This window comes from Litorivita sp. NS0012-18, from assembly GCF_040371945.1.
Lineage (GTDB): Bacteria > Pseudomonadota > Alphaproteobacteria > Rhodobacterales > Rhodobacteraceae > Litorivita.
On the sequence record NZ_BAABWS010000001.1, the window covers coordinates 1,817,913 to 1,844,410 of the forward strand.

The 26,498-nt window shown below is 62.1% G+C and carries 26 protein-coding genes, 1 tRNA gene and 1 riboswitch; of the genes, 15 read left to right on the plus strand and 12 right to left on the minus strand.

Annotated features, from left to right (window positions below; translation table 11 throughout):
• Positions 1–39 precede the first annotated feature (39 nt).
• On the minus strand, positions 40–909 hold the full coding sequence (locus tag ABWV64_RS08735) for a branched-chain amino acid aminotransferase (RefSeq protein ID WP_353344117.1): 870 nt from the start codon (positions 907–909) through the stop codon (positions 40–42).
• Between the two features lie 182 nt (positions 910–1,091).
• Here ABWV64_RS08735 and ABWV64_RS08740 point away from each other — a divergent pair, with 182 nt between their 5' ends.
• From ABWV64_RS08740 to ABWV64_RS08750, 3 genes are all read left to right on the plus strand, one after another.
• Positions 1,092–1,589, plus strand: a complete 498-nt coding sequence (locus ABWV64_RS08740) for a MarR family winged helix-turn-helix transcriptional regulator (protein ID WP_353344119.1) — start codon at positions 1,092–1,094, stop codon at positions 1,587–1,589.
• On the plus strand, positions 1,586–2,287 hold the full coding sequence (locus ABWV64_RS08745; protein ID WP_353344121.1) for a response regulator: 702 nt from the start codon (positions 1,586–1,588) through the stop codon (positions 2,285–2,287). Before ABWV64_RS08740 ends, ABWV64_RS08745 begins: the two co-directional genes overlap by 4 nt.
• A 61-nt stretch (positions 2,288–2,348) precedes the next feature.
• Positions 2,349–3,278, plus strand: a complete 930-nt coding sequence (locus ABWV64_RS08750; protein WP_353344123.1) for a histone deacetylase family protein — start codon at positions 2,349–2,351, stop codon at positions 3,276–3,278.
• Here the strand turns inward: ABWV64_RS08750 and ABWV64_RS08755 are convergent.
• A complete protein-coding gene (locus ABWV64_RS08755) occupies positions 3,275–4,246 on the minus strand; it encodes a phosphotransferase (RefSeq protein ID WP_353344125.1) in 972 nt (323 codons plus the stop codon). The genes ABWV64_RS08750 and ABWV64_RS08755 overlap by 4 nt on opposite strands.
• 140 nt (positions 4,247–4,386) lie before the next feature.
• Here ABWV64_RS08755 and ABWV64_RS08760 point away from each other — a divergent pair, with 140 nt between their 5' ends.
• Genes ABWV64_RS08760 through dxs form a run of 3 tightly spaced genes read left to right on the plus strand, consistent with a single transcriptional unit; the run spans position 4,387 to position 7,498 of the window.
• On the plus strand, positions 4,387–4,635 hold the full coding sequence (locus tag ABWV64_RS08760) for an exodeoxyribonuclease VII small subunit (protein WP_353344127.1): 249 nt from the start codon (positions 4,387–4,389) through the stop codon (positions 4,633–4,635).
• The gene (locus ABWV64_RS08765; protein ID WP_502902628.1) at positions 4,636–5,505 is read left to right on the plus strand and encodes a polyprenyl synthetase family protein; all 870 of its coding nucleotides are present in this window, start codon (positions 4,636–4,638) and stop codon (positions 5,503–5,505) included.
• A 58-nt stretch (positions 5,506–5,563) separates the two neighbouring features.
• On the plus strand, positions 5,564–7,498 hold the full coding sequence (dxs, locus tag ABWV64_RS08770) for a 1-deoxy-D-xylulose-5-phosphate synthase (protein WP_353344129.1): 1,935 nt from the start codon (positions 5,564–5,566) through the stop codon (positions 7,496–7,498).
• 6 nt (positions 7,499–7,504) lie between these two features.
• Here the strand turns inward: dxs and ABWV64_RS08775 are convergent, their stop codons facing one another.
• Together ABWV64_RS08775 and ABWV64_RS08780 are read right to left on the minus strand one after the other, a co-directional pair.
• Positions 7,505–8,107: an exopolysaccharide biosynthesis protein gene (locus ABWV64_RS08775; RefSeq protein ID WP_353344131.1), complete on the minus strand. Its 603-nt coding sequence runs from the start codon at positions 8,105–8,107 to the stop codon at positions 7,505–7,507.
• Between the two features lie 24 nt (positions 8,108–8,131).
• Positions 8,132–9,022: an SDR family oxidoreductase gene (locus tag ABWV64_RS08780; RefSeq protein ID WP_353344133.1), complete on the minus strand. Its 891-nt coding sequence runs from the start codon at positions 9,020–9,022 to the stop codon at positions 8,132–8,134.
• Between the two features lie 155 nt (positions 9,023–9,177).
• Here ABWV64_RS08780 and ade point away from each other — a divergent pair, with 155 nt between their 5' ends.
• From ade to ABWV64_RS08800, 4 genes are all read left to right on the plus strand, one after another.
• Positions 9,178–10,983: an adenine deaminase gene (ade, locus tag ABWV64_RS08785; RefSeq protein ID WP_353344135.1), complete on the plus strand. Its 1,806-nt coding sequence runs from the start codon at positions 9,178–9,180 to the stop codon at positions 10,981–10,983.
• 29 nt (positions 10,984–11,012) lie between these two features.
• Positions 11,013–12,497, plus strand: coding sequence for an AMP nucleosidase (locus ABWV64_RS08790; RefSeq protein ID WP_353344137.1), 1,485 nt, complete (start codon positions 11,013–11,015; stop codon positions 12,495–12,497).
• A gap of 132 nt (positions 12,498–12,629) precedes the next feature.
• Entirely contained in the window at positions 12,630–12,917 is a 288-nt protein-coding gene (locus ABWV64_RS08795; RefSeq protein ID WP_110795824.1) for an HU family DNA-binding protein, read from the plus strand.
• Positions 12,918–13,008: 91 nt separating this feature from the next.
• Positions 13,009–13,893 (plus strand): DMT family transporter, encoded by an 885-nt coding sequence (locus ABWV64_RS08800; RefSeq protein ID WP_353344139.1) that lies wholly within the window; start codon positions 13,009–13,011, stop codon positions 13,891–13,893.
• Here ABWV64_RS08800 and ABWV64_RS08805 read toward each other — a convergent pair.
• Complete coding sequence (locus ABWV64_RS08805; RefSeq protein ID WP_353344141.1) at positions 13,878–14,855, minus strand: AEC family transporter; 978 nt, start codon at positions 14,853–14,855, stop codon at positions 13,878–13,880. The genes ABWV64_RS08800 and ABWV64_RS08805 overlap by 16 nt on opposite strands.
• Positions 14,827–15,942: a chorismate synthase gene (gene aroC / locus ABWV64_RS08810; RefSeq protein ID WP_353344143.1), complete on the minus strand. Its 1,116-nt coding sequence runs from the start codon at positions 15,940–15,942 to the stop codon at positions 14,827–14,829. The genes ABWV64_RS08805 and aroC overlap by 29 nt, the downstream gene beginning before the upstream one ends.
• A gap of 147 nt (positions 15,943–16,089) precedes the next feature.
• On the opposite strand from aroC, the gene ABWV64_RS08815 reads away from it, so the two are divergent.
• The 4 genes from ABWV64_RS08815 (at position 16,090) to ABWV64_RS08830 (ending at position 20,875) form a co-directional block, all read left to right on the plus strand.
• The gene (locus ABWV64_RS08815; protein ID WP_353344145.1) at positions 16,090–17,457 is read left to right on the plus strand and encodes a dicarboxylate/amino acid:cation symporter; all 1,368 of its coding nucleotides are present in this window, start codon (positions 16,090–16,092) and stop codon (positions 17,455–17,457) included.
• 68 nt (positions 17,458–17,525) lie between these two features.
• A riboswitch (TPP riboswitch) is annotated at positions 17,526–17,634 on the plus strand.
• Positions 17,635–17,671: 37 nt separating this feature from the next.
• Complete coding sequence (gene thiB, locus ABWV64_RS08820) at positions 17,672–18,649, plus strand: thiamine ABC transporter substrate binding subunit (protein ID WP_353344147.1); 978 nt, start codon at positions 17,672–17,674, stop codon at positions 18,647–18,649.
• Positions 18,625–20,196: an ABC transporter permease family protein gene (locus ABWV64_RS08825; protein WP_502902629.1), complete on the plus strand. Its 1,572-nt coding sequence runs from the start codon at positions 18,625–18,627 to the stop codon at positions 20,194–20,196. Before thiB ends, ABWV64_RS08825 begins: the two co-directional genes overlap by 25 nt.
• Positions 20,183–20,875: a thiamine ABC transporter ATP-binding protein gene (locus ABWV64_RS08830; RefSeq protein ID WP_353344151.1), complete on the plus strand. Its 693-nt coding sequence runs from the start codon at positions 20,183–20,185 to the stop codon at positions 20,873–20,875. The genes ABWV64_RS08825 and ABWV64_RS08830 overlap by 14 nt, the downstream gene beginning before the upstream one ends.
• Before the next feature lie 139 nt (positions 20,876–21,014).
• On the opposite strand, the gene ABWV64_RS08835 is transcribed toward ABWV64_RS08830, so the two are convergent.
• From ABWV64_RS08835 to petA, 3 genes are read right to left on the minus strand one after another with little or no spacing between them, the layout of a single operon-like run.
• Positions 21,015–21,809: a cytochrome c1 gene (locus ABWV64_RS08835; RefSeq protein ID WP_353344153.1), complete on the minus strand. Its 795-nt coding sequence runs from the start codon at positions 21,807–21,809 to the stop codon at positions 21,015–21,017.
• A gap of 15 nt (positions 21,810–21,824) precedes the next feature.
• Complete coding sequence (gene petB / locus ABWV64_RS08840; protein WP_353344155.1) at positions 21,825–23,138, minus strand: cytochrome b; 1,314 nt, start codon at positions 23,136–23,138, stop codon at positions 21,825–21,827.
• Positions 23,139–23,149: 11 nt separating this feature from the next.
• The gene (gene petA, locus ABWV64_RS08845; protein ID WP_353344157.1) at positions 23,150–23,713 is read right to left on the minus strand and encodes a ubiquinol-cytochrome c reductase iron-sulfur subunit; all 564 of its coding nucleotides are present in this window, start codon (positions 23,711–23,713) and stop codon (positions 23,150–23,152) included.
• A gap of 223 nt (positions 23,714–23,936) precedes the next feature.
• On the opposite strand from petA, the gene ABWV64_RS08850 reads away from it, so the two are divergent.
• Positions 23,937–24,596 carry an outer membrane protein gene (locus ABWV64_RS08850; protein ID WP_353344159.1) on the plus strand — a complete coding sequence of 220 codons (660 nt, stop codon included), beginning with the start codon at positions 23,937–23,939 and terminating at the stop codon, positions 24,594–24,596.
• A 95-nt stretch (positions 24,597–24,691) separates the two neighbouring features.
• On the opposite strand, the gene ABWV64_RS08855 is transcribed toward ABWV64_RS08850, so the two are convergent.
• From ABWV64_RS08855 to ABWV64_RS08865, 3 genes are all read right to left on the minus strand, one after another.
• Positions 24,692–25,294 (minus strand): glutathione S-transferase, encoded by a 603-nt coding sequence (locus ABWV64_RS08855; RefSeq protein WP_353344161.1) that lies wholly within the window; start codon positions 25,292–25,294, stop codon positions 24,692–24,694.
• A gap of 120 nt (positions 25,295–25,414) precedes the next feature.
• Positions 25,415–26,197: a crotonase/enoyl-CoA hydratase family protein gene (locus ABWV64_RS08860; protein ID WP_353344163.1), complete on the minus strand. Its 783-nt coding sequence runs from the start codon at positions 26,195–26,197 to the stop codon at positions 25,415–25,417.
• 155 nt (positions 26,198–26,352) lie between these two features.
• Positions 26,353–26,438: transfer RNA gene (locus ABWV64_RS08865), tRNA-Leu, on the minus strand.
• Positions 26,439–26,498 lie beyond the last annotated feature (60 nt).

Consider the following 26,498-nt stretch of genomic DNA (forward strand, 5'->3'; position numbering starts at 1 on the left):
ATTTCTCGCGCGGCGCTTCACGGCTTTCATGGCAATCGCTTACATACGGACCAGTTTCTCATAGCTCTCCGCGATGTCGCGGGTCAAAGCGCCGACCTCGAATTTGAAATCGCCGATCTGCCCCACGGGCGTAACCTCGGCGGCGGTGCCGGTGAGCCAGCATTGCTCGAAACCTTCGAGTTCCTCGGGCATGATATGGCGCTCGTGCACCGTCACGCCGCGCTCGGCCAGCATCCCCAAAACCGTCTGACGGGTGATGCCGTTGAGGAAGCAATCGGGTTTGGGTGTGTGCACTTCGCCGTCTTTCACAAAGAAGATATTCGCGCCGGTCGCCTCGGCCACATAGCCGCGATAATCATACATCAACGCGTCCGAGCATCCCTTAGCCTCGGCGGCATGTTTGGACATGGTGCAAATCATATAAAGACCGGCGGCTTTGGCCTCGCACGGAATGGTCGCGGGATCGGGGCGGCGCCATTTCGCGATGTCGAGCTTGGCGCCCTTCATCTTGGCATCGCCGTAGTAGTTGCCCCATTCCCATCCGGCCACGGCCAAACGAACGGGGTTCTTTTTCGCCGAAACGCCCATGTCCTCGCCCGCGCCGCGCCACGCCACCGCGCGCACATAGGCATCGGTCCAACCGTTCGCCTCCAGCATCGCGTATTTCGCGGCTTCGATTTCCTCGACCGAATAGGGGATGTCGAAATCCAGAAGATTGGCCGAGCGCTTCAGGCGCTTGGAATGTTCGACGCCCTTGAAGATCTTGCCGTTGTAGCAGCGCTCGCCCTCGAAGACGGAGGAGGCATAATGCAGCGCATGGGTCAGGATATGCACCTTTGCATCGCGCCACTCGACAAGTGTGCCATCCATCCAGATTTTGCCGTCGCGATCATCATATGCGCCCGTCATCTTATGTTCCTTCACGTTGCGCGGCCAAGCCGCAGGTTTGCATTTGTTGCGCTAGTTAATCCCGAAACGGACATAATATTGCGCCAAAATCGAGATTCGCTACCAGTTAGGACTTGGAATGTCAACATAGCTGACCTAGACTGCCCCCTAATCGGGCAAAATGTGAACGTCAGGAGGGAATTATGTCAGATGTGCATGGCGGCGAGAACCTTCTGTTCTTGACAGACGAGCAATTGCGCCAAGGCATTGAGGCGATGTTTTTTGCCTACCGCGGCTTCACCGCCGATCCTGACCGCATACTGGAGGGTATGGCCTACGGGCGCGCCCATCACCGCGCGTTGCATTTCATCGCCCGCGCGCCCGGCACGACGGTGAACAACCTGTTGGCCATTTTGGGCGTGACCAAACAATCGCTCAACCGCGTGCTGCGCACTTTGGTCGAGGACGGATTGGTCGAATCGCGCGTCGGCAAATCGGACAAGCGCGAACGCAATCTGTTTTTGACCGAGCAGGGCGCGGCGCTCGAGCGCAAGCTTTCGGATGCGCAGCGCAGCCGGATGCGCAGCGCCTACCGCGCCGCCGGACCCGAGGCCGTCGCAGGGTTTCGCACCGTATTGGAGGCGATGATGGACGGCGAAATGCGCCGCCGTTATTTGCGCCTCAAGGATGGCGGATCATGAGCGATCTTGCCCCGCATCTGTTGATCGTGGATGACGACGAGCGCATCCGCGGATTGCTGCAAAAATTCCTGACCCGTCACGGGTTCTTGGTCACCGCTGCCCGTGATGCGGCCCATGCGCGGCGTATTCTGGCAGGGCTGGAATTCGACCTCATCGTGCTTGATGTCATGATGCCGGGAGAGGACGGTGTTGCGTTGACCCGCGCCCTGTCCAAAACGCTGCCGACGCCGATCCTTTTGCTCACCGCCAAGGGCGAGACCTCCGAGCGCATCGAGGGGCTGGAGGCAGGGGCGGATGATTACCTCGCCAAACCCTTCGAGCCGAAAGAGCTATTGCTGCGGATCAACGCCATACTGCGCCGTATGCCCGAACAGGCGCCGCCTGATCTGGCGCCAAAGCTGCTGCTTCTTGGCCCTGTGCGTTATGACATCGAGCGCGGCGAATTGTGGCGCGGCGATGAATTGGTGCGTCTGACCGCCACCGAGAGCCAGTTGATGAAGATTTTCGCGGCCCGCGCCGGCGAGGCGATCTCGCGCAGCGCTTTGGTCGAGGACCTCGGCCGCGATGGTGACAGCGCCCAAGAGCGCGCGGTCGACGTGCAAATCACCCGTCTGCGCCGCAAGATCGAGACCGACCCGAAACAGCCGCGTTACCTGCAAACCGTGCGCGGCGAAGGCTATATGCTCAGCCCCGAATAGAGGCTTGCCGCGCGCGCCGCGCCGCGTCAGGATGGCCCCAACCGAAGGGGGGAGAACCGCAATGACCGTCGCGCTTTTCATGCATGAGGATTGCCTCGATCACGTCACGCCCGAGGGTCACCCCGAGCAAGTCGCGCGCCTGCGCCGCATTGCCGAGGCGCTCGGCGGTCCTGATTTCGGTGCGCTTGATCGCCGCGCCGCGCCGCTCGGCGAGGATGCCGATATCGCCCTGTGCCATCCGCAAAGCTATATCGACCGGATCGCCGCCGGAGTGCCCGACGAGGGGCGCGCGCGTCTGGACGAGGATACATGGCTTTCGGCGGGGTCGATGACCGCCGCGCGCCGCGCCGTTGGCGGGGCGATTGCCGCCGTCGATGCGGTGTTGGACGGATCGGCGCAAAAGGCCTTTGTCGCCGCCCGCCCGCCAGGCCATCACGCCGAAACCGCCACGCCGATGGGATTTTGCCTTTTTGGCAATATCGCCATCGCCGCCCGCCATGCGATGGAGCGGCGCGGCCTGTCGCGCGTTGCTGTCGTGGATTTCGACGTGCACCACGGCAACGGCACGCAGGATCTGCTCTGGAACGAGGCGCGCGCGCTTTTCATCGGCTCGCATCAATCTCCGCTCTGGCCCGGAACCGGCCGTGCGTCAGAGACCGGCGCGCATGGCAATGTGATGAATATCGAACTTGCAACCGGCAGCGGAGGCGCCGAAATGCGCGCCGCCTATGAGGCCGAGGTCTTTCCCGCGCTGGAGGATTTCAAACCCGAGCTTCTGCTCGTCTCCGCAGGGTTTGATGCCCATGCGCGCGATCCTCTGGCACAGCTCAACTGGCAAACAGACGATTACGTATGGTTGACCGAACGCCTGTGCGATATCGCGGCGCGCCATTGCGGTGGCAAGTTGGTGTCCTTGCTGGAGGGGGGCTATGATCTGGACGCTCTGGCGCAGGCCAGCGCCGCCCATGTCGGCGCGCTGCTCTCGGCCTAAAGCGTCAATTCGCGCAGGTCTTCGAACAGCCGCTCGGCCAGCTCGATGCTGTTGTTGAGCCGCGTCGTGACCTCGTTCTTCGATTCCACCCGCGTCAGCGTTTCCACCGCGATCATATAAGGGATGAACAGGTTACGCTCGTCGTCGCTCATCGCGAAGGCGCGGGCAAAGGCGTCGATCGAAGCCCCGTCGACGCCGTAGCGGCGCGCATCGCCCGTCCACAAATGCCGCCGCGCGTTGTAGATCAGATAGCGCGCGATATCGCGGTAGATCGGCATCAAAAACGACGAGCCAAGGTCAAGCCCCGTGAGCCGCGTGCCATCGGGCGCGATGATCAGGTTCAGCGGATGGAAATCCCCGTGGCACACGGCCACGCGCCATTCCAGATCCTTGACCATACGGCCCAGTTTCTTGGTCTTTTGCAAAACCTTATTTTCGATTTTCTGGAGCTGCTCGAAGGGCTGCGCTGCTGCGGCGGTTTCGCAGCGGCGCGCCCAGTTGCGCCAATCCACGCCGCGCCGCTCGGTGCTGGGTGCGCAATATTGCGCGAGCCATCGGGCGCTGGCCTCGATATCGGGCAAACGTTTTTCGCGCGGCAATGACCACAGATGCATCATCAAGGGTCGTCCTGCTGCGCGGCTGATCGCGGTGATGCCATCGGTTTGATCGAAAAACATCGGCTCTGGCACGCGGTAGGCGCCCTCGCGCATATGCGGGTAAATGCGGTTCAGCTCGGCCCATTGTTCGGCGCTCTGGCGCCTCTCGTCACCGCTGAGCGCAAGGCGAAACACCGCCTGCTGCCCGCGCAATGTCCCCGCGAACAGCGCACGTTTTTTCGGGACGATGCGCAAAATATCGTGCAGCACCATCGTGCGCAGACCCTCATGCACGCCGCCCGCAGCTTCCAGCTTCTCGGTGGCATGCAGCGCCGCCTGCGGATCGCGCAGGGCGCTTTCGGCCTCGATCATGGGTGTCTTTTTTTGCTCGCTGTCTTGCATGGGGGAAACTTGCGGCAATCGGGCGGCGCGCGCAAGGCGCTGCGCGATTGAACCCCGCCGCACCCGCCGCTATGATCACGCCAAAGCTGCCAGCCGCAAAAGGACGCACCATGAGCGAGACCGCGACAGACCCATCCCAAATGACATTCGAACAGGCCATGGCCGAGTTGGAGCAGGTCGTCGGCCAGCTTGAGCGCGGCGATGTGGCGCTGGAGGATTCGATCAAGCTATACGAGCGCGGCGCGGAGTTGAAAAAGCGCTGCGAGGCCAAGCTCAAGGAAGCCGAGGAAAAGGTCGCGGCGATCACGTTGGATGCCAATGGCGCGCCGCAAGGAACCACCCCTGTCGAGGGACTTTGAGTGTTTCAAACCGACCTGACCGCGCGGGCCGTACAGGCGGGCGCGCATCTCGAGCATGTTTTAGCCCCCATGGGCGACCAGCCGGTGATCGAGGCGATGCGATACGGGCTGCGCGGCGGTAAGGGGCTGCGTGCCTATCTGGTGCTGGAAAGCGCCGCTTTGCATGATGTGACGGCCCCGCGCGCGATTTGGCCCGCCGCCGCCATCGAGGCGATGCATGCCTATAGTTTGATCCATGATGACCTGCCCGCGATGGATGATGATGATCTGCGCCGCGGGCAACCGACGGTCCATGTCAAATGGGACGAGGCCACGGCGATTCTGGCGGGGGATGCCTTGCAATCCTTGGCCTTCGAGCTGGCGCTTGATCCGCGCGGGGCCGAGGCGGCGCAGGCGCGGGCCGATCTGGCGCTGACATTGGCACAGGCCGCAGGTGCGCGCGGCATGGTCTTGGGCCAAGCGCTCGATATCGCCGCCGAAACCGCCGCCGCGCCGTTGAATTTGCAGCAGATCACTGCCTTGCAAAACGGCAAGACCGGCGCGTTGATCGCGTGGTCGGCCACGGCGGGGCCGCGCATGGTCGGGGGCGATACCGCCGCGATGCAGGCCTACGCCGAGGCGCTTGGCCTTGCCTTTCAGATCGCCGATGACATCTTGGATGTAGAGGGCGACGAGAAAACCGCCGGAAAGCGGCTGCAAAAGGACGCAAGCGCGGGCAAGGCGACATTTGTCTCGCTCTTGGGTCTGGACGGGGCCAAAGCGCGGGCCAAGGAATTGACCGAAGCGGCGATGGATGCGCTTTCTCCTTACGGCACAGGCGCGGATGGCTTGCGGGATGCCGCGCGTTTCGTTATCTCGCGTCAAAGCTAGCCAAGCTGCGCCATGACCGGCGCGGGTGCCAATTTGCCCCCCCAAGGAGGGCCATGCGATGACCAGACCTGACACACCGCTTCTTGATAAGGTCGCCTCTCCGGCGGATCTCAAACAATTCTCGGACGCGCAGCTCAAACAAGTGGCGGGCGAATTGCGGGCCGAGACGATTTCGGCCGTCTCCGAAACCGGCGGGCATTTGGGCGCGGGGCTGGGCGTGATCGAATTGACCGTGGCGCTGCATGCGATTTTCGACGCGCCCAAGGACAAGATCATCTGGGACGTCTCGCACCAAAGCTATCCGCATAAAATCCTAACCGGACGCCGCGACCGTATCCGCACCCTGCGCCAAAAGGACGGGCTTTCGGGCTTCACCAAACGCTCCGAAAGCCCCTATGACCCCTTTGGCGCGGCGCATAGTTCGACCTCGATCTCGGCCGCCTTGGGGTTCGCCGTGGCGCGCGATCTGGGCGGCGCCTGCGAGGGCGGCGCGGGCGATGCGATTGCGGTGATCGGCGACGGGGCGATGTCGGCGGGCATGGCCTTTGAGGCGATGAACAACGCGGGCCATCTGGGCAAGCGGCTGATCGTGATCCTCAACGACAACGAGATGTCGATCGCGCCGCCGGTCGGGGCGCTCTCGTCCTACCTGTCAAAGCTTTACGCGGGCGAGCCGTTCCAAGAGCTCAAAGCCGCCGCCAAAGGTGCGGTGTCCTTGCTGCCGCCACCCTTTCGCGAAGGCGCCAAGCGGGCGAAGGATATGCTCAAGGGCATGACGGTGGGCGGCACCCTGTTCGAGGCTTTGGGCTTTTCTTATATCGGCCCGCTCAACGGGCATGACATGGGACAGCTTTTGCCCGTGCTGCGCACCGTCAAGGAGCGTGCCACCGGCCCGATCCTCATCCATATCAACACCGTCAAGGGCAAGGGCTACGCCCCCGCAGAGGCCGCCGATGACAAGGGCCACGCCACCGCGAAATTCGATCTGGTGACGGGCAAGCAGGTCAAGGCAAAATCCAACGCACCCTCCTATACGTCGGTCTTCTCGCGCGCGCTTTTGGCCGAGGCGGCGCAGGATCCGAAAATCTGCGCAGTCACCGCCGCGATGCCCGATGGCACGGGGCTTGGGCTTTTTGCCGAACGCTACCCGTCGCGCTGTTTTGATGTGGGCATTGCCGAGCAACACGGCGTGACCTTTACCGCCGCCTTGGCCGCAGGCGGGATGAAGCCGTTTTGCGCGATGTATTCCACGTTCTTGCAGCGCGGTTACGATCAGGTGGTGCATGACGTCGCGATCCAGCGCCTGCCCGTGCGTTTTGCCATCGACCGCGCCGGATTGGTCGGCGCCGATGGTGCGACCCACGCGGGTAGCTTCGACGTAGCCTTTCTTGCCAATCTGCCAGGCATGGTGGTGATGGCGGCGGCGGATGAGGCCGAATTGATGCATATGGTCGCCACGGCGGCGGCGCATGACGAGGGACCGATTGCCTTTCGCTATCCGCGCGGCGAAGGGGTCGGCGTCGAACTGCCCGAACGCGGCACACCGCTCGACATCGGCAAGGGCCGGATGATCCAGACCGGCGGGCGCGTGGCGCTTTTGTCCTTTGGCACGCGGCTGGCAGAGGTGCAAAAAGCCGCCGAAGCGCTTGGCGCGCGCGGCATCACGCCCACCATTGCCGATGCGCGTTTTGCCAAACCTCTGGACCGCGAGATGATCCTTGATCTGGCCGCAACCCATGAGGCGTTGATCACTATCGAAGAGGGCGCGATTGGCGGGTTCGGCAGCCATGTCGCGCAGCTATTGGCCGAGCAGGGCGCGTTTGATCAGGGGCTGAAATATCGCTCTATGGTCTTGCCCGATATCTTCATCGATCAATCCTCGCCCGAGGATATGTATCGCACCGCCGCGCTTTCGGCGGCGGATATCGAAGCCAAGGTTCTAGAGGTGCTGGGCGTGGCGCAGATCGCGGGTCAATCCGGCACCCGCGCCTGACGGGTTTCACGCGATCAGCCAATAAGCCATGCCGGAACTGGCGCTGACCCAAATATAGCCCAGCACGATAAACACCCCGTCGCGGGCCAAAAGCCCGATGGCGAAAAAGGCGATGGCCGTGGCCAGAACCGAGGTGATGAAGGGCAGGATTTCGAGCATCGGGATCACCATCGTGATGGCGATGATCGTCAGCAAGGTCGCCACATTGGCGCCGCGTGTCACCAACCAAGTGAGCCGGATCGCCATACGCGCGTCGATCCATGCGCAAATCGGGCGAAGCCACGCGATGGCGCGATCCAAGCGTTCTGCTGCAACGCTGCGCCGTTTGATGACCTTGGGCAACCACACATGCGGGCGGCCAACCAGCTTTTGCACCGTGATCAGGAAGATGAACAGCGCCCCGATCGTGGGCAGGCCAAAAATCCCCGACAGCGGCGAGACAAGGATCAGCGCCGGCACAAGGATGATCGGCGAGAAGGAATGGTCGCCCACTTGGGTCAATATATCCTCGACCGAGGCGCGCCCGTCCTTTGCCGCCGCTTGCACAGCATCCAAAATCTCGCTCAGGCTGCGCAGCGCGTCGGTGCTGTCTTGTGGCGCGCGGTCCATGGGCCGCTCCTTCATTGCTGCCGGTTACGGCATTGTGCCCCCGTCTTCTGCATCAAGTAGGGCGCGCAGCCCGTCTCGGTAAGTGGGGTAGAGCAATTCTACACCCAACTCCTCTTGGATCAAATTGTTCCGCACCCGTTTGGATTCGGCATAAAAGCTGCGCGCCATCGGGGTCATCTCGGCGCGGTCGAAATCCTCGGCGGGGGGCAGGGGCAGGCCCAGCAATTCAGCCGCGTAACCGATGACATCTTGCGGCGGGGCAGGGTCGTTGTCGCATAGGTTATAGACCGCGCCCGCGCGGGGGCGGTTGATCGAGGCTTCGAGAACCTGCGCGATATCCTCGACATGGATGCGGCTGAAAACCTGCCCTTGCTTGATGATCCGCCGCGCGGTGCCGCCGCGCACTTTGGCAAAGGGGCCGCGCGTGGGGCCGTAGATGCCCGCAAGGCGAAAGATATGCAGCGGCAGATCGGGTATGGATTGCCAATCGCGCTCGGCGGCAACGCGCCATTTGCCGCGCCGCGTTGAAGGGCAAAGCGGCGTGTTCTCATCCACCCATCCGCCCGCGTGATCGCCATAAACCCCCGTGGTCGAAAGATACCCCGCCCATGCCAGATGCGGCGCGCGGGCGGCTATTTCGGCGCGGTGGCTGCGCAAAAACGGATCGCCCTCGGCGTCCGGTCCGGCCGAGATCATAAGATGGCTGGCGCGTGCGAGCGCAGGGCCAAGATCGTCGCGCCCGATCAAAAGCGGCGTGATGCCTTCGCCCTCAAGCGCGCCGAGTTTATCGGCGCTGCGGGTGGTGCCGAAAATGGTCCAGCCCTGCGGCGCCAGCCGCCGCGCCAAAGCCCGCGCGCTGTAACCGTGGCCATAGGAGAAGAGGGTTTTATCCGTCGGAATAGTCGTGTTGCTCATGGGCGCAGTCTTGGCCGAGCTGCGCCGCCAAGGCAAGAGGCCGCCACGCCAACAGCAGGCCGCAGCGCCCGCGCGATGGGCGCAAATCCCCGATTGGCGGCCCGATGCGCGGGTTCGCCCTTGCACCCGCGCGTGAATACAGGAAAGGTTTTGTCATGAGCATCAAATTTCCAAGCTGGGCCGATATCGCCCCCACCCTCGTCGCCGTTGCCGCAGGGCGCGCGCCTGCCGATACCGTTGTGAAAGGCGGACGGTGGGTCAATGTCCACACCCGCGAGGTGCTGGATGATATGGACATCGCCATTGCAGGCGGCCGCTTTGCCTATTGCGGGCCGGACGCCAGCCATTGCATCGGGCCCGATACACAGATCATCGAGGCCAAGGGGCGCTATATGATCCCCGGTCTTTGCGATGCGCATATGCATATCGAAAGCGGCATGTTGATCCCCGCCGAATTTGCCCGCGCTGTGATCCCTCATGGCACCACATCGATGTTCACCGACCCCCATGAGATCGCCAATGTTCTGGGGCTGGATGGCGTGCGGATGATGCATGACGAAGCGTTGATGCAGCCCGTGAATATTTTCACGCAAATGCCCTCCTGCGCCCCCTCTGCCCCCGGTTTGGAGACAACGGGGCAAGAGATCACCCCCGAAGACGTCGCCGAGGCGATGGCATGGCCGGGGATCATCGGTCTTGGCGAGATGATGAACTTTCCGGGTGTGGTGAACGGCGATCCCAAGATGCTGGCCGAGATCGCCGCCACCCAGCGTGCGGGCAAGACCGTGGGCGGGCATTATGCCTCGCCCGATCTTGGTCCTGCCTTTCACGCCTATGTCGCGGGCGGTCCTGCGGATGATCACGAAGGCACCTGCGAGGCCGACGCCATCGCCCGCACCCGCCAAGGCATGCGCGCGATGATGCGGCTCGGATCGGCGTGGTATGACGTTGAAACGCAGATCACGGCGATCACCGAAAAGGGTCTCGATCCGCGCGGGTTCATCTTGTGCACGGATGATTGCCATTCGGGCACATTGGTCGAGGACGGCCATATGAACCGCGTGGTGCGCCATGCGATTGACTGCGGCTGTGATCCGCTTGTCGCGCTGCAAATGGCGACGATCAACACCGCCACGCATTTCGGGCTTGAGCGCGAGATCGGCTCCATCGCGCCGGGGCGGCGGGCGGATATGATCCTGACCTCCGATCTGAAAACCCTGCCGATCGAGCAGGTGATCGCGCGCGGGCAAACCGTGGCCAAAGACGGGGTGTGCCTTGCCGAATGCCCGCATTACGCGTGGCCCGAGGCGGCGCGGCAAACCGTGCATCTGGGCCATGCGCTGAGCGATACGGATTTCGACATTCCCGCCCCCGAGGGGGCCAACCACGTCACCGCCCGCGTCATCGGCGTGGTGGAAAATCAGGCCCCGACCAAGGCACTCACCGCCGAGCTCAAGGTCTCCGAAGCCCGCGTCGAAATGGACGGCGCGCAAGACATTTGCCAGATCGCTCTGGTCGAGCGCCACCGCGCCACGGGGGCGGTGGTGAACGGCTTTGTGTCGGGCTTTGGTTACCGTGGCCCCATGGCCATGGCCAGCACCGTCGCCCATGACAGCCACCATATGATCGTCGTGGGCACGGATCGCGCCATGATGGCCGCGGCGGCGAACCGTTTGGCCGAGGTTGGCGGCGGCATCACCATATGGAAAGACGGGGCCGAGATCGCGCTTGTCGAATTGCCCATCGCGGGGCTGATGTCGGACGCCCCCGCCGCCGAGGTCGCCGCCAAAGCGGGCGCGATGATGGAGGCGATGCGCGCTTGCGGCTGCACGCTCAACAACGCCTATATGCAGCATTCCCTCTTGGCGCTGGTGGTGATACCGGAGCTGAGGATTTCCGACCTGGGCCTTGTGGATGTCACACGGTTCGAGTTGACCGACCTGATGGTCACATCGGAATAATCGGGCACTTCGACCCAAAGGACGCGCGGATGAACGACGAATTACAAGGCTTGCCGATCCTCACACCCGAGGCCAGCGCACCGCAAAGCTTTACCGATGCAAGGGCGGCTGTGGCGCATCTCATCGCGCTCTACGGCGAGGCGACCTCGTTCCTGTGCCGCCATTTCAAAGAGGCGATGGAGAGCGGCCACCCCAAGGCCCGCATCCGCGCCTTTTATCCGCAGGTGTCGATCACCACGCGCAGCTTTGCCCAGATCGACAGCCGCCTGAGCTTTGGCCATGTCTCGGTCCCCGGCACCCATGCGGCGACGATCACGCGGCCGGATTTGTTCAAATCCTATCTCGAACAGCAAATCGGTCTCTTGCTCGAAAACCACCAAGTGCCGGTCGAGATCGGGCCCTCGAACACGCCGATGCCGGTGCATTTTGCCGTGGCGGGAACCGGCGGGCTGAACGTGCCGCAAGAGGGCGCGGCGGAATTCACCCTGCGCGATGTGTTTGATGTGCCCGATCTGACCACAACCAACGACGATATCGTCAACGGCACCTATGTCCCCGCCGAGGGCGAACCGGGAGCCTTGGCGCCCTTTACCGCGCAGCGGGTGGATTATTCCTTAGCGCGGCTGTCGCATTATACCGCCACCGACCCGGCGCATTTCCAAAACCACGTGCTATTTACCAACTACCAATTCTACGTCTCGGAATTCGAGGCCTATGCGCGCAAGGTTCTGGCCGATCCTGATAGCGGATATACCAGTTTCGTCAGCACCGGCGATGTCGAGATCACCGATGCCGAGGCGCCGATCCCGCCGACGATGAAAATGCCGCAAATGCCGGCCTATCACCTCAAACGCCGCGACGGCTCGGGGATCACTTTGGTCAATATCGGGGTCGGCCCGTCCAATGCCAAAACCGCCACCGACCATATCGCCGTTTTGCGCCCGCATGCTTGGGTGATGGTCGGCCACTGCGCGGGGCTGCGCAATTCGCAAAGCCTTGGTGATTTCGTGCTCGCGCATGCCTACCTTCGCGAGGACAAAGTGCTTGATGACGATCTGCCGGTTTGGGTGCCGATCCCCGCTTTGGCAGAAATCCAGATCGCCTTGGAAACCGCCGTGGCCCATGAGACGCGGCTTGAGGGCTATGACCTCAAGCGCGTGATGCGCACGGGCACGGTGGCCAGCCTCGACAATCGCAATTGGGAGTTGCGCGATCATTCGGGGCCGGTGCAGCGTTTGAGCCAGTCGCGCGCCGTGGCGCTGGACATGGAAAGCGCGACGATTGCCGCAAACGGGTTCCGCTTTCGGGTGCCCTACGGCACGCTGCTTTGCGTCTCCGACAAGCCGCTGCATGGCGAGTTGAAACTGCCTGGAATGGCGTCGGATTTCTATAAAACACAAGTGTCTCGGCATTTGATGATCGGGATTCGCGCGATGGAGAGTTTGCGCGAAATGCCGCTCGAACGCATCCACAGCCGCAAATTGCGCTCTTTTGACGAGACAGCCTTCCTTTGACCTAGGGTAAAGATGCCCTAAATGCGTTATTTTCTCTTGTTTCACACCACAATTCGTTGTGTAGATACGCAACATAAGGTTATATACCGCCAGTGAGGCCCCATAGATCGGGCAAGTGAAGGAGACTACCAAATGTCGAAACCAATGACCAAAACCCAGCTTGTTGCCGCTCTGGCCGAAGAAATGGGCAGCGATAAGAAGTCCGCAAGCGGTGCGCTCGACGCGATCGTTGCAATCATCACCAAAGAAGTTTCCGCCGGCGGCGCAGTGACCCTGCCCGGCGTTGGCAAAATCTACTGCCGCGAGCGCCCCGAGCGCATGGTGCGCAACCCCGCCACCGGCGAGCAGATCAAGAAAGAAGCCGACAAGGTCGTGAAAATGACCATCGCCAAAGCGCTCAAAGACAGCGTCAACGGCTAAGCTTGCATCTTTGCCAAGTTTTCGAAAGGGTCGCCCGAGGGGCGGCCCTTTTGCATTCGGGCGCCCAAACCAATAGCCCATTGGAGAGACCATGAACCTGCGCGCAATCTTGATGGGGCTGGCCTTTGCCTTGATGTGGTCCTCGGCCTTTACCTCGGCGCGGGTGATCGTCGCCTATGCGCCGCCTCTGGCGTCCTTGTCCTTGCGGTTTCTGGTCTCGGGTCTGTTGGGGGTGGCGATTGCCTTGGCGCTGGGCCAAAGCTTTCGCCTGACGCGCGCGCAATGGCGTGCCACGGTGATTTTCGGCATCTGCCAGAACGCGCTTTACCTCGGGCTGAATTTTGTCGCGATGCAAACCATCGAGGCGTCGCTGGCCTCCATCATCGCCTCGACCATGCCGCTCATGGTGGCCTTTGCCGGATGGGTGGTGTTTCGTGACAAGCTGCCACTGATGGGGATCGTCGGCTTGATTGCGGGGGTGATCGGCGTTGGGCTGATCATGGGCGCGCGGCTGGACGCGGGCGTGGACCCTTACGGGTTGACCCTATGCTTGATCGGCTCCGTGGCGCTGACGGTGGCGACCTTGTCGGTGCGCGGGGCCTCTTCGGGCGGCAATGTGATGATGATCGTCGGCCTGCAGATGCTGGTGGGCGCGGCCTGCCTTGCGGTGGTCTCTGCCGCCACCGAAACGCTCGCCGTGACGTGGACCGCGCCGTTGATCATTGCCTTTGTCTATACGACGCTGGTTCCGGGTCTGGCGGCGACATGGGTCTGGTTCACCTTGGTGGGCATGATCGGCGCGACCAAGGCGGCGACCTTCCATTTCCTCAACCCGTTCTTTGGCGTCGCCATCGCGGCCATCATCATCGACGAAAGCATCGGGCCGCGCGATGTGTTGGGCGTCGCGATTATCGCAGCAGGCATTTTGGCCGTGCAACTGTCCAAACAGCGCCCCGCCGCTCAGACCAAAATGTAAAGCAGCGCAGAGAGCGTGAAAAACGCCGCCGTGGTCGCAAAAAGCAGGGTCAGGGAGGCCAGCCCCTCATGACCGTATTCTTGCGACAATACGGTAAAGATGCTGAACATCGGGATCGCCGCAGACAAGATCGCCGCAGTGGCAAAATCGCCCTGCGGGGCGGGCAGGCCGCCATAGGCCAAAAGCGCCATGGCCAGAACCGTCAAGGCAGGATGCAGCAACAGTTTTGCTCCTGCGATTTGCGCCGCCATGGCGCGGTTGCCCTTGGTGGGCAGGCCGACCAATGTGCCGCCAATCACAAACAGAGCAATCGGCGCGGCAGAGGCGGCGATCAGCCCCATGAGCCGCACCAAGGCTTCGGGCACCGGCACCCCCATGAGCGAGACAACCATGCCCAAGGTCAAACCGATGATCAAAGGCCGCCGCAACAGGGTCAGCGCCAGTTCGCGGATCAATCGCATCATGCCGCCTTTTTCGCGCGGGCGTGACAGTTCAAGCAAGATCAGGGCGGTCGGGATGATCAGGAAATTCTCGACCACCATATTCATCGCCAATACCGCGCCCGCCAGATCGGGAAACACCAGCAAAAGCACCGGATAGCCGATATAGCCGGTGTTGGGCACCGTGGCCCCCATCGCCCCGATGGCGCGGCGCGCAGGGCCGGTGCCTTGAAGCGCGAACCAGCCGTAGACCGCGCCCATGGTCATCACCCCCGCGAGGATCACGGTGAGCATATAGCCGCTGTCCATGACCTCGGAGAAATCGCGCTGCGCCACGGCGTTGAACAGCAGCGCGGGCAAAGCGATGTTGATCACATAGCGGCCAAAGACGCGCATTTCCGCGCTGGTGAAGCCTTTGAAATAGACGCTGGCATAGCCAAGCCCGATCAGCGCAAAAATCGGCGCGGTAATGGCGAGGATGCTGCCCAACCGCTCAGCCGATTTTGCCGCGGGTCTCGCCAACGGCGCCGCCGATCTGGCCGCGGTGAAGCAAGATATGGTCGAGGATCACACAGGCCATCATCGCCTCGGCCACGGGCACGGCGCGGATGCCGACACAGGGATCATGGCGGCCCTTGGTGATGATCTCGGCGGCTTGGCCGGATTTGGTGATGGTCTGGCGGGTCTTGAGGATCGAGGAGGTCGGTTTGACCGCAAAGCGCACGACCAGATCCTGACCGGTGGAAATCCCGCCCAAAATCCCGCCCGCATGGTTGGAGGAATAGACCGGCTTGCCATCATTGCCCATGAAGATCTCGTCGGCATTCTCTTCGCCGGTCAGTTCTGCCGCCGCCATACCTTCGCCGATTTCCACGCCCTTGACGGCATTGATGCTCATCATCGCGGCGGCCAGATCGGTGTCGATCTTGCCGTAAACCGGCGCGCCAAGCCCCGCAGGCACGCCGCGCGCCACGACCTCGATGGCCGCGCCGACGGAATTGCCGCTTTTGCGCAGGGCGTCCATGTAGTCGGCCCACTCACCGGCGGCGACCGCATCGGGCGACCAAAAGACATTGTTGCCGATCTCGTCCCAATCGAACCGCTCGCGGTCGATTTTATGCGGGCCGATCTGGGTCAGATAGCCGGTGATGTCCAAGTCGGGCAAAAATGTTTTGAGCGCCGCCCGCGCCAATCCGCCCGCCGCCACACGCGCCGCCGTCTCGCGCGCCGAAGAGCGCCCGCCGCCGCGATAATCGCGGATGCCGTATTTTTGCCAATAGGTGATATCCGCATGGCCGGGGCGGAATTTTTCGGCGATGTCGCCGTAATCTTTCGAGCGCTGGTCGGTGTTGCGGATCATCAATTGCACCGGCGTTCCGGTGGTTTGCCCTTCGAAGACGCCGGACAGGATTTCCACCTCATCGGCCTCGCGCCGCTGTGTGGTGTATTTGCTGGTGCCGGGTTTGCGTTTGTCGAGGAACGCTTGGATCATGCCCGCATCCACCGCCACACCCGGAGGGCAGCCATCGACCGTCGCGCCCAAAGCTGGCCCGTGGCTTTCGCCCCAGGTCGTGACGCGGAAAAGATGTCCGAATGTATTAAGCGACATGAGCGGCTCCCGATTTCTTTTGCCTGCTCTATCAACTGCTCAAGTCAGAGGCAATCTTCCGCGTGAATTCGCGCCGAGCGTGCGAAAATTTTGTGTTTCTCGCAAAGCGTGCAAAACTTGGACCATAAGCAACAGGAAGGAATGACAATGACAAGCGCAACGCAAAGCGGGGCATCGGGCGGCAAGCCGTCGAAAATGTCCCTGACGACGCAAATCATGCTGGCCATGGTTGGCGGGCTGATCCTTGGCGTGATCTTCAACAAGATCGGGTCGGACTTCATCAACACGCATATTGTCGGCGGGCTTTTCGCCATGATCGGCAAGATGTTCGTTAACGCCTTGAAAATGCTGGTGGTGCCTTTGGTGTTCTTCTCGCTGATCTGCGGCGTGACGGGGATCGGCGATATCCGCATTCTGGGCCGTGTCGGCGGCAAGAGCTTTGCGCTCTATCTGACCACAACGGCGATTGCGATTGCGGTGGCGATCTTGCTCGCATCCCTCATCGGGCCGGGCAAAGGGTTTGTCATGGACGGGGTCGATACCTCGGGTGTCACAGGCCGCGAGGCGCCGACGGTTTGGGACGTGTTTGCCGCCATTGTGCCGACCAATCCGGTCGCCGCTTTTGCCAATGGCGAGATGCTCCAAATCATCTTTTACACGGTGATTTTGGGCGTGGCGGTCTTGATGCTTGGCGCGAAATCCAAAGGCTTTGTCGAGGCCAGCGAATATATGAACGAGGTGATGATGAAGGTCGTCGGCATCGTTATGGCCTTTGCGCCCATTGGTGTGTTCTGCCTGATCGCCAAGACCTTTACCGAGCAGGGCATCGAATTGTTCATCCCCGTTCTGGCCTATGTCGTCACGCTGGTTCTGGCGCTTTTTGCGCATCTCTTCGTGACGCTGATGATCATGCTCAAATTGATGTCGGGCCTCAACCCCATCACCTTCATGCGCAAAATCCGCCCCGCACAGATTTTCGCCTTCTCCACTGCCTCGAGCAACGCAACGATCCCCGTGACCTTGCGCTGCGTGACCGAGCGCATCGGCGTGAACAACTCTGTCGGCTCGTTCTGCGTGCCTTTCGGCGCGACGATCAACATGGACGGCACCGCGATCATGCAAGGCGTCGCCACGGTGTTTTTGGCCAATGTCTACGGCATTGATCTGGGGCTTGGTGGGTATATCACCGTGATTGCCATGGCGGTTCTGGCCTCGATCGGGACGGCGGGCGTGCCTGGTGTGGGTCTGGTGATGCTGACTATGGTGCTCGGGCAGGTCGGCCTTCCCATCGAGGGCATTGCCTTGATCCTCGGCGTGGACCGTTTGATGGATATGATCCGCACGGCGGTGAATATCACGGGCGATGCCGTGGTCACCTCGATTGTCGCCAAAAGCGAGGGCAAGGTCGATATGGCGATCTTCAACGACCCCGATGCGGGGGTGATGACCCTCGATGATCTGGACATTGACGAGGCGGCCGAGGCCGAACTGGCTCAATACGCCAAACCTCACTAAGCCAAAGCGCGCGGCGCGGCAGTCGGGCAGATCACCCCTTGCCACCGCGCCGCGCCGCGCCTAGGTTCCGCCTTACCTCGGGGTGCTGCGTGCTTGTACGCAGCTGAGATGCGATTTTGCGAACCCGTTGAACCTGAACCGGTTAAGACCGGCGGAGGGAAGGTTTGGACATGCTCCACGCGCCCGTTCCGCCCGTCGCATATAGGAGGATGCCATGAAGTATCTTGCACTTGCCACGGGACTTTTCGCAGCCAGCAGCGCGCTGGCCGAAACGCCCATTTTGACGATCTATACTTACGACAGCTTTGACACCGAATGGGGCCCTGGTCCTGCGGTAGAAGCCGCGTTCGAAGCGACATGTGATTGCGATCTGCAATTCGTGGCCGCAGGCGATGGCGCATCTGTCTTGGCGCGCCTCAAGCTCGAAGGCGCGCGCACCGAGGCCGATGTGGTCCTCGGCCTTGATAACAACCTTGTCGCCGCCGCGCGCGAGACCGGCCTTTTTGCCCCCACCACGGCGCGGGCCGATTATGCCCTGCCCATCGCATGGGAGGACGATACATTCGTGCCCTTCGATTGGGGCTATTTTGCCTTTGTGAAAAACGCGGACCTCGACGCGCCCAGCGATTTCAAGGCGCTTGGCGCGTCCGATTTGAAAGTGGTGATCCAAGACCCGCGCTCGTCCACGCCGGGTTTGGGTCTGTTGATGTGGGTGAAATCGGTCTATGGCGACGAGGCCCCCGCCATTTGGGAGGGGCTTTCGGACAATATCGTCACCGTCACCAAAGGCTGGTCCGAGGCCTATGGATTGTTCCTCGCGGGCGAGGCTGACATGGTGCTCAGCTATACCACATCGCCCGCCTATCACCTGATCGCCGAAGAGGATGCCAGCAAAGCGGCAGCCCCCTTCACCGAAGGCCATTACCTGCAGGTCGAGGTCGCCGCAAAACTGGCCAATAGCGATGTGCCGGAACTGGCGGATAAATTCCTCGCATTCATGCTGACCGATGCGTTCCAAGGTGTGATTTCGACGACCAACTGGATGTATCCGGCGGTCACCCCAGCGCAGGGCCTGCCCAAAGGTTTCGAGACGCTTATCTCCCCTGACAAGGCCCTGATGGTGCCGCTTGCCGATGCGCCGCAGATCCGCGAGGAGGCCTTGGCCGAATGGCTCGCGGCCCTGTCGCAATAGCGCAGCAGATGCCAAAAGGATGGGCGGGGATCGCGGCGGCCGTTTTTGTCGCCGCCTTGATCCTCGCCCCTCTGGCCGCCGTCGCGTGGCGCGCCGAAACGGGCGCGCGCATCGCCGCCAGCGATCTTGCGGCGCTGCGCTTTACTGTGGCGCAGGCGGCGCTTTCGGCGCTTTTCTCGGTGGCCCTTGCCATTCCGGTCGCCCGCGCCTTGGCGCGGCGGCGGTTTCGCGGGCGCGGGGCGCTGATTACGATTTTGGGCGCGCCGTTCATCTTGCCGGTGATTGTTGCGATTCTGGGCCTTTTGGCGATCTTCGGGCGCAGCGGTGTTCTCAACTCCGCTCTTGGCGCGCTGGGCCTGCCGACGGTTCAAATCTACGGCTTGCATGGCGTGGTTTTGGCCCATGTGTTTTTCAACCTGCCGCTGGCCACGCGCATCCTTTTGCAAGGCTGGCAATCCGTGCCCGCCGAACATTTTCGCCTTGCCGCCTCTTTGGGGTTTCGTCCGCGCGATGTCTTCTGGCGCATCGAGGCGGCGATGCTGCGCGCCTACTTGTCTGGCGCTGCGCTGATCGTTTTTGCGATCTGCCTGTCGAGCTTTGCCGTGGCCCTGACCTTGGGCGGCGGGCCGCGCGCCACGACGCTTGAACTGGCGATCTATCAAGCCTTCACCCTTGATTTCGACCTTGCCCGCGCGGCGGCGCTGGGATTGGCGCAGCTGTGCCTTGTCGGGCTCGCGGCGCTGCTTGCGGCGCGTCTGTCGCGCGCGGACGGTTTCGGGCGCGGTATGGACGCCGTCGTGACCCGCTTTGACGCGGATGGGGCGGCGCAGCGCTGGGGCGATGCCTTGGCTTTGGCTGTGGCGGCGCTGTTTGTGGCCGGACCTTTGGCAATGGTGGTTCTGCGCGGTCTGGCGGGCATGGGCGAGATCACTGCGCCGGTGTGGCGATTGATCGCCGAGGCCAGCCTTCATTCGCTCATCATTGCGCTGCTGGCGACGGTCTTGACCCTTGCGCTTGCCCTCGGGCTTAGCACGGCGCGGTGGCGCGGGGCGCGCAGCATCGGGCTTTTGGGCGTGGCGATATCGCCCTTGGTGGTCGGCACCGGGCTTTTCATCTTGATCAACCCGCTGATCGCGCCCGCCCGTCTTGCCTTGCCGGTGACGGTGGCGGTGAATGCGCTGATGGCCTTGCCCTTTGCTGTGCGGGTGATTGCCCCCGCCGTGCGCAAAGCCGAGGCTGATTTTGGCCCGCTGGCCGATCATTTGGACCTGACCGGCGCGGCGCGGCTGCGGCTGTTGATCGTGCCGCGCGCGCGCGGCGCTTTGGCCTTTGGTGCGGGGCTGACGGCGGCCTTGGCGATGGGGGATTTGGGCGTTGTGGTGCTTTTTGCCGATCCGCAATGGGCGACGCTGCCGCTGCAGATTTACCGTTTGATGGGGGCCTATCAAATGCAGGCCGCAGCGGGGGCAGGGCTGATCTTGCTGACGCTCAGCCTCTCGCTGTTTTGGATATTCGATCAAAGGGGGCGGCGCGATGTTGACGCTTGAGGCATTGGCCATCCGGCGCGGGGATTTCGCGCTGGACGCGGATTTGAGTATCGCTCAAGGCGCGCGCGCTGCGGTGATCGGCCCGTCGGGGGCCGGAAAATCGACGCTATTGGGCTGTATCGCGGGATTCGTGCCTGCGGCGGCGGGGCGGGTGGTCTGGCAGGGGCGCGATATCACGCGCGCCGCCCCCGCCGCGCGCATGGTGTCGATGCTGTTTCAAGATCACAATCTGTTCCCGCATCTGACGGCGGCGCAAAACATCGGTCTTGGCCTGCGCCCCGATTTGCGGCTCTCAGCCGATCAACACGCGCGGGTGGATCACGCGTTGGAGCAGGTCGGCCTTCACGGCTACGGCACCCGCAAGCCTGCGCAGCTATCGGGCGGGCAACAGGGCCGTGTGGCGATTGCGCGGGTCTTGGTGCAGCAAAACCCGCTGGTCCTTCTGGACGAGCCGTTTGCGGCGCTTGGCCCCGCGCTCAAGGCGGAGATGCTCGATCTGGTGGCGGATATGGCCGATAGCCAAGGCGCGACCGTGCTGATGGTCAGCCACGACCCCTCGGACGCGATGCGCCTATGCCCGCAGGCAGTTTTGGTGGCAGAGGGGCGCGCCCTGCCGCCGCAGGACACCGGCGCGCTACTGGCCGATCCGCCGCCCGCCTTGAGGGCCTATTTGGGTTGACGCGCCGCCGCCCGCCTTGGGCGGAGCGGACGGATCTGGCGAGGATCGCGGCGCGGAATGCCATAGGACGCGGCGGCCAAGAAAAAGCCCCGCGCCTCAATGTGAGGGCGGGGCTTGATCGTGTTTATCCCAAAGCGGCTTAGTGCTTTTTCTTCGGGCCTTTGACCTTGGCCCAGAGCTTTTTGTTGGTCAGATAGAGCAAGACCGACAAGAGCGTCAGGAAGATCACGCCAACAAAGCCCGCGTGCTTGCGCGCCATCATTTTGGGCTCGGCGGTCCACATGAAGAAGGCGGCGACGTCTTCGGCTTCGTGGTGCAGCGAGTTGCTGTGACCATCGTCGAAGTCCACGTCTTCGCCCGCGAGCGGCGGCGCCATTGCGATCCAGCCGCCAGGGAAGGCGGTGTTCTCATAGTAGGTCGTGCCTGCTTCTTCTTTTTCCTCACCGGTGTAGCTGGTGAGGATGGCGACGATATACTCGGGTCCGCCGATGCCTTTGAAGAGCTGGTTCAAACCGGTGCCATAGGGGCCGTGAAATCCGGCGCGGGCCTTCGCCATAAGCGACAGATCCGGCGCGTTTTCCAAAGCGGAGGCAGGGAAGTGATCGCTCGGCTTGGCTTCGCGGTCTTCGCCGGTTTCCTTGTCGACCACCGAGAAGTTTTGCGAGTAGGCAATGACCTGCTCTTCGGGCAGGTGCGGCCCGCCTTCGTCGCCGAGCGTGCGCAGCGGAACGAATTTGAGACCGTGGCAGGCCGAACAAACTTCGGTGTAGACCTTGAGGCCGCGCTGAAGCTGGTTCTGGTCATAGGTGCCGAAGGGGCCTTCAAAAGAGAAGTCCACATCGTGCAATTTATGGCCGGTGTCTCCGGCGCCAGTGGCGGCGCCAGCCCCAAAGGTCAGGGCGGCAACTGCGGTAATCGCGAGTTTCTTAAACATTTGTCCCATGTCCTCTTATTCAGCCGGTTTTTCGTAATGCGCGTTGAAGTCGTCTTCAATCGTCGCTGGCGGTGTGAGCGGTTTCTCGATCACGCCCAACAGCGGGAGCAGCACGAGGAAGTAGCCGAACCAATAGGTCGCGCCCAGAAGCGAGATATAGGGGTAGATGCCATCGGTCGGCATCGCGCCCACCCATGTCAGCACCACAAAGTCGATTGCCAGAAGCGCGAACCACCATTTGAACATCGGGCGGTAACGGCCCGAACGCACCGAGGACGTGTCCAGCCAAGGCGCCAGAGCCATCACGGCAATCGCGCCGAACATGGCCAGAACGCCGAAGAACTTCGCATCGACGATACCGCCGGTGACAAAGGACACCAGCTGCACCACCCAAACATCGGCGGTGAAGGCGCGCAAGATCGCGTAGAAGGGCAGGAAATACCATTCCGGCACGATATGCGCAGGCGTCGCCAGAGCGTTCGCTTCGATGTAGTTATCGGGGTGGCCAAGGTAGTTGGGCATGAACCCGACAATGGCAAAGAACACCGTCAAGATCACCGCCAGAGCGAAGAGATCCTTGATCACGAAGTAGGGCCAGAAGGGAACCGTGTCCTTTTGGGCCTCTTCTTTCGAGCCGCGGCGCACTTCAACACCTGTGGGGTTGTTGTTGCCCGTGGTGTGGAAGGCCCAGATGTGGACCGCAACAAGCGCGGCAATCACGAAGGGCAAGAGATAGTGCAGCGAGAAGAAACGGTTCAGCGTGGCATTGTCCACCGCCGGTCCGCCCAAGAGCCATGTTTGCAAAGGCTCGCCGATGAACGGGATCGCGCCGAACAGGCCGGTGATCACGGTCGCGCCCCAGAAGGACATTTGGCCCCACGGCAACACATAGCCCATAAAGGCCGTCGCCATCATCAACAGGTAGATGATCATGCCGATCACCCATGTGATTTCGCGCGGCGCCTTGTAGGAGCCGTAGTAGAGACCACGGAAGATGTGCAGATAGACCGCAATAAAGAACAGCGATGCGCCGTTACCGTGCAGGTAGCGCAGGAAATGCCCGCCGTTCACGTCGCGCATGATGTGCTCGACCGATGCAAAGGCAAGGTCGACATGCGGCGTGTAATGCATGACCAGCACGATGCCGGTGATGATTTGCAGCGCAAGGCAGAAGGTCAAGATGATGCCCCAGATCCACATCCAGTTCAGGTTCTTGGGTGTGGGGATCATGATGGTGTCATAGAGCATGCCCACGATGGGCAAGCGCGAATGAAGCCATTTTTCAGCGCCCGTTTTGGGCTCGTAGTGATCGTGCGGAATTCCAGCCATGATACGCGTCCTTAACCCAATTTGATCGTGGTGTCGTCGACAAAGGCCGCGACGGGGATGTGCAGGTTCTCCGGAGCAGGACCTTTGCGGATACGGCCAGCCGTGTCGTAGTGCGACCCGTGGCAGGGGCAGAACCAGCCGCCGAATTCACCAGCGCCATCACCGATCGGAACGCAGCCAAGGTGGGTGCAAACGCCGATCATCACCAGCCATTGGCCCGCCTCGTCCAAGGTGCGGTTCTCGTCCGTTGCGGGAACGACCTCGTCCTTGTTGGGGTTCTGGGCGGTTTTATCGATCAACTGGCCCAGTTCGACGGCGCGGCCTTCTGCAATCTCTTCTTCGGTGCGGCGGCGGAAGAACACCGGCTTGCCGAGCCATTTCACGGTCAATTGTGTGCCCACTTCAACATCGGAGACATCGACGCGGATCGACGCCAAGGCCTTTACATCGGCGGAGGGGTTCATTTGGTTGACCAAGGGCCAGACGGCTGCACCAGTCGCTACAGCACCGGCGCCAGCCGTTGCGTAGTAGAGGAAATCTCTGCGGGTGCCTTCGTGATCTTCTGCGTGGGACACGAGCTTACTCCATTCTTCGGCCTGCTTGCGGCCTATGCGGTTTCGGGCCGCAGGAATCCTGCTGCCTATCCGTGGCGGTATTTAGCGGGGCTTTTCGCCCACGTCCAGACAAAGGTGCGCCTAAAACCAAGGGGGCGCGTTTGTGTCGCGCTTGAGGCCCGTTGCCGAAGGGTATATCACATCTATATCTGAAGGCGTCGCCTGCCATGAATGGAAGCTCAATATGGTCAAATCACTTAACATCGCTGTAACGGCTGGTTTTGTCGCGCTCGGCCTTGCCGCGCCCGCGAGCGCCGAGATCGAATTGAGCTTTTATGGCGGAAGCCAGTCCTCGCCGCACAGCCGCGTTGAGGGCACCGCGCCTGGAACCGGCGCGCCCTATAGCGCGCTCATCGGATGGGAGGGCAAAAGCTTCTCTCCCCCGCCCTACTACGGTTTGCGCGCGATGTGGTGGAAGCCCAATAACCTCGGCTTTGGCGTCGAGTTGACCCATACCAAAGCCTATGCGCCGCAATCGGAAATGCCCGCGGGGTTCTCGCGGCTCGAATTCACCGATGGCCATAACATTCTTACGGCCAATGTGATGAAACGTTGGCCGGACCAGTGGAAGTTCATAACCCCCTATGTCGGCGCAGGCATCGGCCTTGCGATCCCGCATGTAGATGTCTTTGCCAATGGCGAGAAAACCTACGGCTACCAAGTCACCGGCCCCGCCGCCAAAGCCATCGCCGGTGTGAAATATGATCTGACCGATCGCTGGGCCGTCTTTACCGAATACCAGTTCACCTATTCCAAGAACGAAGCAGAGCTGGAAGGCGGCGGCACGATGTCCTTTCCGTTGATCACAAATGCCATCAACGTCGGCGTCGCGCTGAATTTTTGATCAAAGCTGAGGCGAAACGCAATAGCCCCGATCCGCTACCGGTCGGGGCTTTTTTGTGTCCTGCTCAGAGCGCGCTGCGCCCTGCCTTTGCGCCGTCACTCGGGCGCGGTCTCCGTCATGGACGCGCGCTGCGAAAACGCGGCATACCAATCGTCCAGAGCATCATTGCCCTTGCGCCAACCGCGATCATCCATGCGAAAATCCAGATAGCCAAGCGCGCAGGCCACGGCAATATGGCTCATGTCCAGCGGGCCGTTCAAATGGCTCATCCAGCGCTCGTTGATCACCGATAGGGCGCGCTCGATCTTGCCCCATTGTGCCTCGACCCAGCCGTCGAAAACCTTTTCCGCAGGGCGCAGCCGCGCCTCATAGACCATCGTCACGCCCGATTCCATGATGGCATCCGCCGTCGCTTCGAGCGTCAAAACCTCCCACAATCGCGCCTCGGGGTAGAGGCCCGATTGCGCCTTGTCATCAAGGTAGCGGCAAATCACGCGGCTGTCGTAGATCGCGGGGCCGTCGGTGCGGATCAGGGCAGGGATCTTGCCGGTGGGGTTGGCGGCGGCGGCTTCGGGCGCGGTATTGAGCGCCGAGGTGGCGACCGAGATTTTCTCGATCTGATCCGCGAGGCCGACCTCCTCCATCAAAACGCAGACTTTGCGCACAAAGGGCGAGGCGGGCGAATGGATAAGCTGCATGGATTTGTCCTCCCAGACGCGGCGCGCTGCGGCGCCATTCGCGGCCACGTTAGGCGCGCGGCGCGGCCCTGTCTATCGCGGAAGATACGGGGGAGAGGGGGGGACGGTGCCCGAGCGTGCTCAGGCCCAGCTTGCCTTGCGCTTTTCCAAAAACGCCGCGATGCCCTCGATGGCCTCTTCGCTTTCCCATGCATCGGCCAACGCGACAATTGTCGCGTCGATCACCGCATCGTCGATGCGCGGGCCGAGCATCCGCGCGAGGGCCTTGGCGCGCCCGACCGCCCCCGGCGCCACCGCCAGATAGGGCGCGACCTCGGCTTCGACAGCAGCCTCGATCTGATCGGCGCTGACCACGGATTTAACGAGGCCAAGCCCCTGCGCCTCGCGGGCGTCAAAAACGCGGGCCGACATGAACACCTGCCGCGCGCGCCCCTCGCCCATACGGGCCAGAACATAAGGCCCGATGGTGGCCGGAATGATCCCCAGCCGCGTTTCGGTAAAGCCGAATTTCGTGCCCTCCACCGCGATCACCACGTCGCACACCGAGGCCATACCGACCGCACCGCCAAAGGCCGATCCATGGATTTTGCCGATCAGCGGCGCGCGCATCGTGTTCAGCGCACCGAGCATTTCGGCCAGCTTGCGTGCCTCGCGCATCCGTGTTTGCCGGTCGGCTTTGATCTGCGCCATCATCCACGTCAAATCGCCGCCCGCGCAAAACAGATCGCCCTTGCCCGACAAAACAACGGCCCGCACGCCGGTGTCGGCGCTCACCTCTTGGGCGAATTGCGTCAATTCCGCCAGCATCTGCGCCGAGAGCGCATTGCGTTTTTCCGGCAAATCCAGTTGCAGCGACATCACCCCGCGCCCGTCGCGCGTCACATCCAGTGTCTCAAAGCCCATCCGCCGCTCTCCCCCTCAAACGATAAACTGCCTTGCCCTTCTGTGTTCCACAGGGCGCGTGCGCCTGCAAGCCACGTGGCACGTATCAAGCGCGCTGCCGCCTGTGCGGGCGTGTATGTGCGAGGCGGGTCAAAGGTGATAATCGTCGGGGAATTTGGTGCCCAGGAGAGGACTCGAACCTCCACACCCTTGCGAGTACTAGCACCTGAAGCTAGCGCGTCTACCATTCCGCCACCTGGGCACAGGTGCGTGGAGCGGCGTTTAGACCCACGGTCCGGTGCTGTCAATAAGGATTCATGGG

Coding starts and splice junctions, on each gene's coding strand:
- ABWV64_RS08735 (WP_353344117.1), bottom strand. CDS start 909: ATGACGGGCGCATATGATGATCGCGACGGCAAAATCTGGATGGATGGC.
- ABWV64_RS08740 (WP_353344119.1), top strand. CDS start 1,092: ATGTCAGATGTGCATGGCGGCGAGAACCTTCTGTTCTTGACAGACGAG.
- ABWV64_RS08745 (WP_353344121.1), top strand. CDS start 1,586: ATGAGCGATCTTGCCCCGCATCTGTTGATCGTGGATGACGACGAGCGC.
- ABWV64_RS08750 (WP_353344123.1), top strand. CDS start 2,349: ATGACCGTCGCGCTTTTCATGCATGAGGATTGCCTCGATCACGTCACG.
- ABWV64_RS08755 (WP_353344125.1), bottom strand. CDS start 4,246: ATGATCGAGGCCGAAAGCGCCCTGCGCGATCCGCAGGCGGCGCTGCAT.
- ABWV64_RS08760 (WP_353344127.1), top strand. CDS start 4,387: ATGAGCGAGACCGCGACAGACCCATCCCAAATGACATTCGAACAGGCC.
- dxs (WP_353344129.1), top strand. CDS start 5,564: ATGACCAGACCTGACACACCGCTTCTTGATAAGGTCGCCTCTCCGGCG.
- ABWV64_RS08775 (WP_353344131.1), bottom strand. CDS start 8,107: ATGGACCGCGCGCCACAAGACAGCACCGACGCGCTGCGCAGCCTGAGC.
- ABWV64_RS08780 (WP_353344133.1), bottom strand. CDS start 9,022: ATGAGCAACACGACTATTCCGACGGATAAAACCCTCTTCTCCTATGGC.
- ade (WP_353344135.1), top strand. CDS start 9,178: ATGAGCATCAAATTTCCAAGCTGGGCCGATATCGCCCCCACCCTCGTC.
- ABWV64_RS08790 (WP_353344137.1), top strand. CDS start 11,013: ATGAACGACGAATTACAAGGCTTGCCGATCCTCACACCCGAGGCCAGC.
- ABWV64_RS08795 (WP_110795824.1), top strand. CDS start 12,630: ATGTCGAAACCAATGACCAAAACCCAGCTTGTTGCCGCTCTGGCCGAA.
- ABWV64_RS08800 (WP_353344139.1), top strand. CDS start 13,009: ATGAACCTGCGCGCAATCTTGATGGGGCTGGCCTTTGCCTTGATGTGG.
- aroC (WP_353344143.1), bottom strand. CDS start 15,942: ATGTCGCTTAATACATTCGGACATCTTTTCCGCGTCACGACCTGGGGC.
- ABWV64_RS08815 (WP_353344145.1), top strand. CDS start 16,090: ATGACAAGCGCAACGCAAAGCGGGGCATCGGGCGGCAAGCCGTCGAAA.
- thiB (WP_353344147.1), top strand. CDS start 17,672: ATGAAGTATCTTGCACTTGCCACGGGACTTTTCGCAGCCAGCAGCGCG.
- ABWV64_RS08825 (WP_502902629.1), top strand. CDS start 18,625: ATGGCTCGCGGCCCTGTCGCAATAGCGCAGCAGATGCCAAAAGGATGG.
- ABWV64_RS08830 (WP_353344151.1), top strand. CDS start 20,183: ATGTTGACGCTTGAGGCATTGGCCATCCGGCGCGGGGATTTCGCGCTG.
- ABWV64_RS08835 (WP_353344153.1), bottom strand. CDS start 21,809: ATGTTTAAGAAACTCGCGATTACCGCAGTTGCCGCCCTGACCTTTGGG.
- petB (WP_353344155.1), bottom strand. CDS start 23,138: ATGGCTGGAATTCCGCACGATCACTACGAGCCCAAAACGGGCGCTGAA.
- ABWV64_RS08850 (WP_353344159.1), top strand. CDS start 23,937: ATGGTCAAATCACTTAACATCGCTGTAACGGCTGGTTTTGTCGCGCTC.
- ABWV64_RS08855 (WP_353344161.1), bottom strand. CDS start 25,294: ATGCAGCTTATCCATTCGCCCGCCTCGCCCTTTGTGCGCAAAGTCTGC.
- ABWV64_RS08860 (WP_353344163.1), bottom strand. CDS start 26,197: ATGGGCTTTGAGACACTGGATGTGACGCGCGACGGGCGCGGGGTGATG.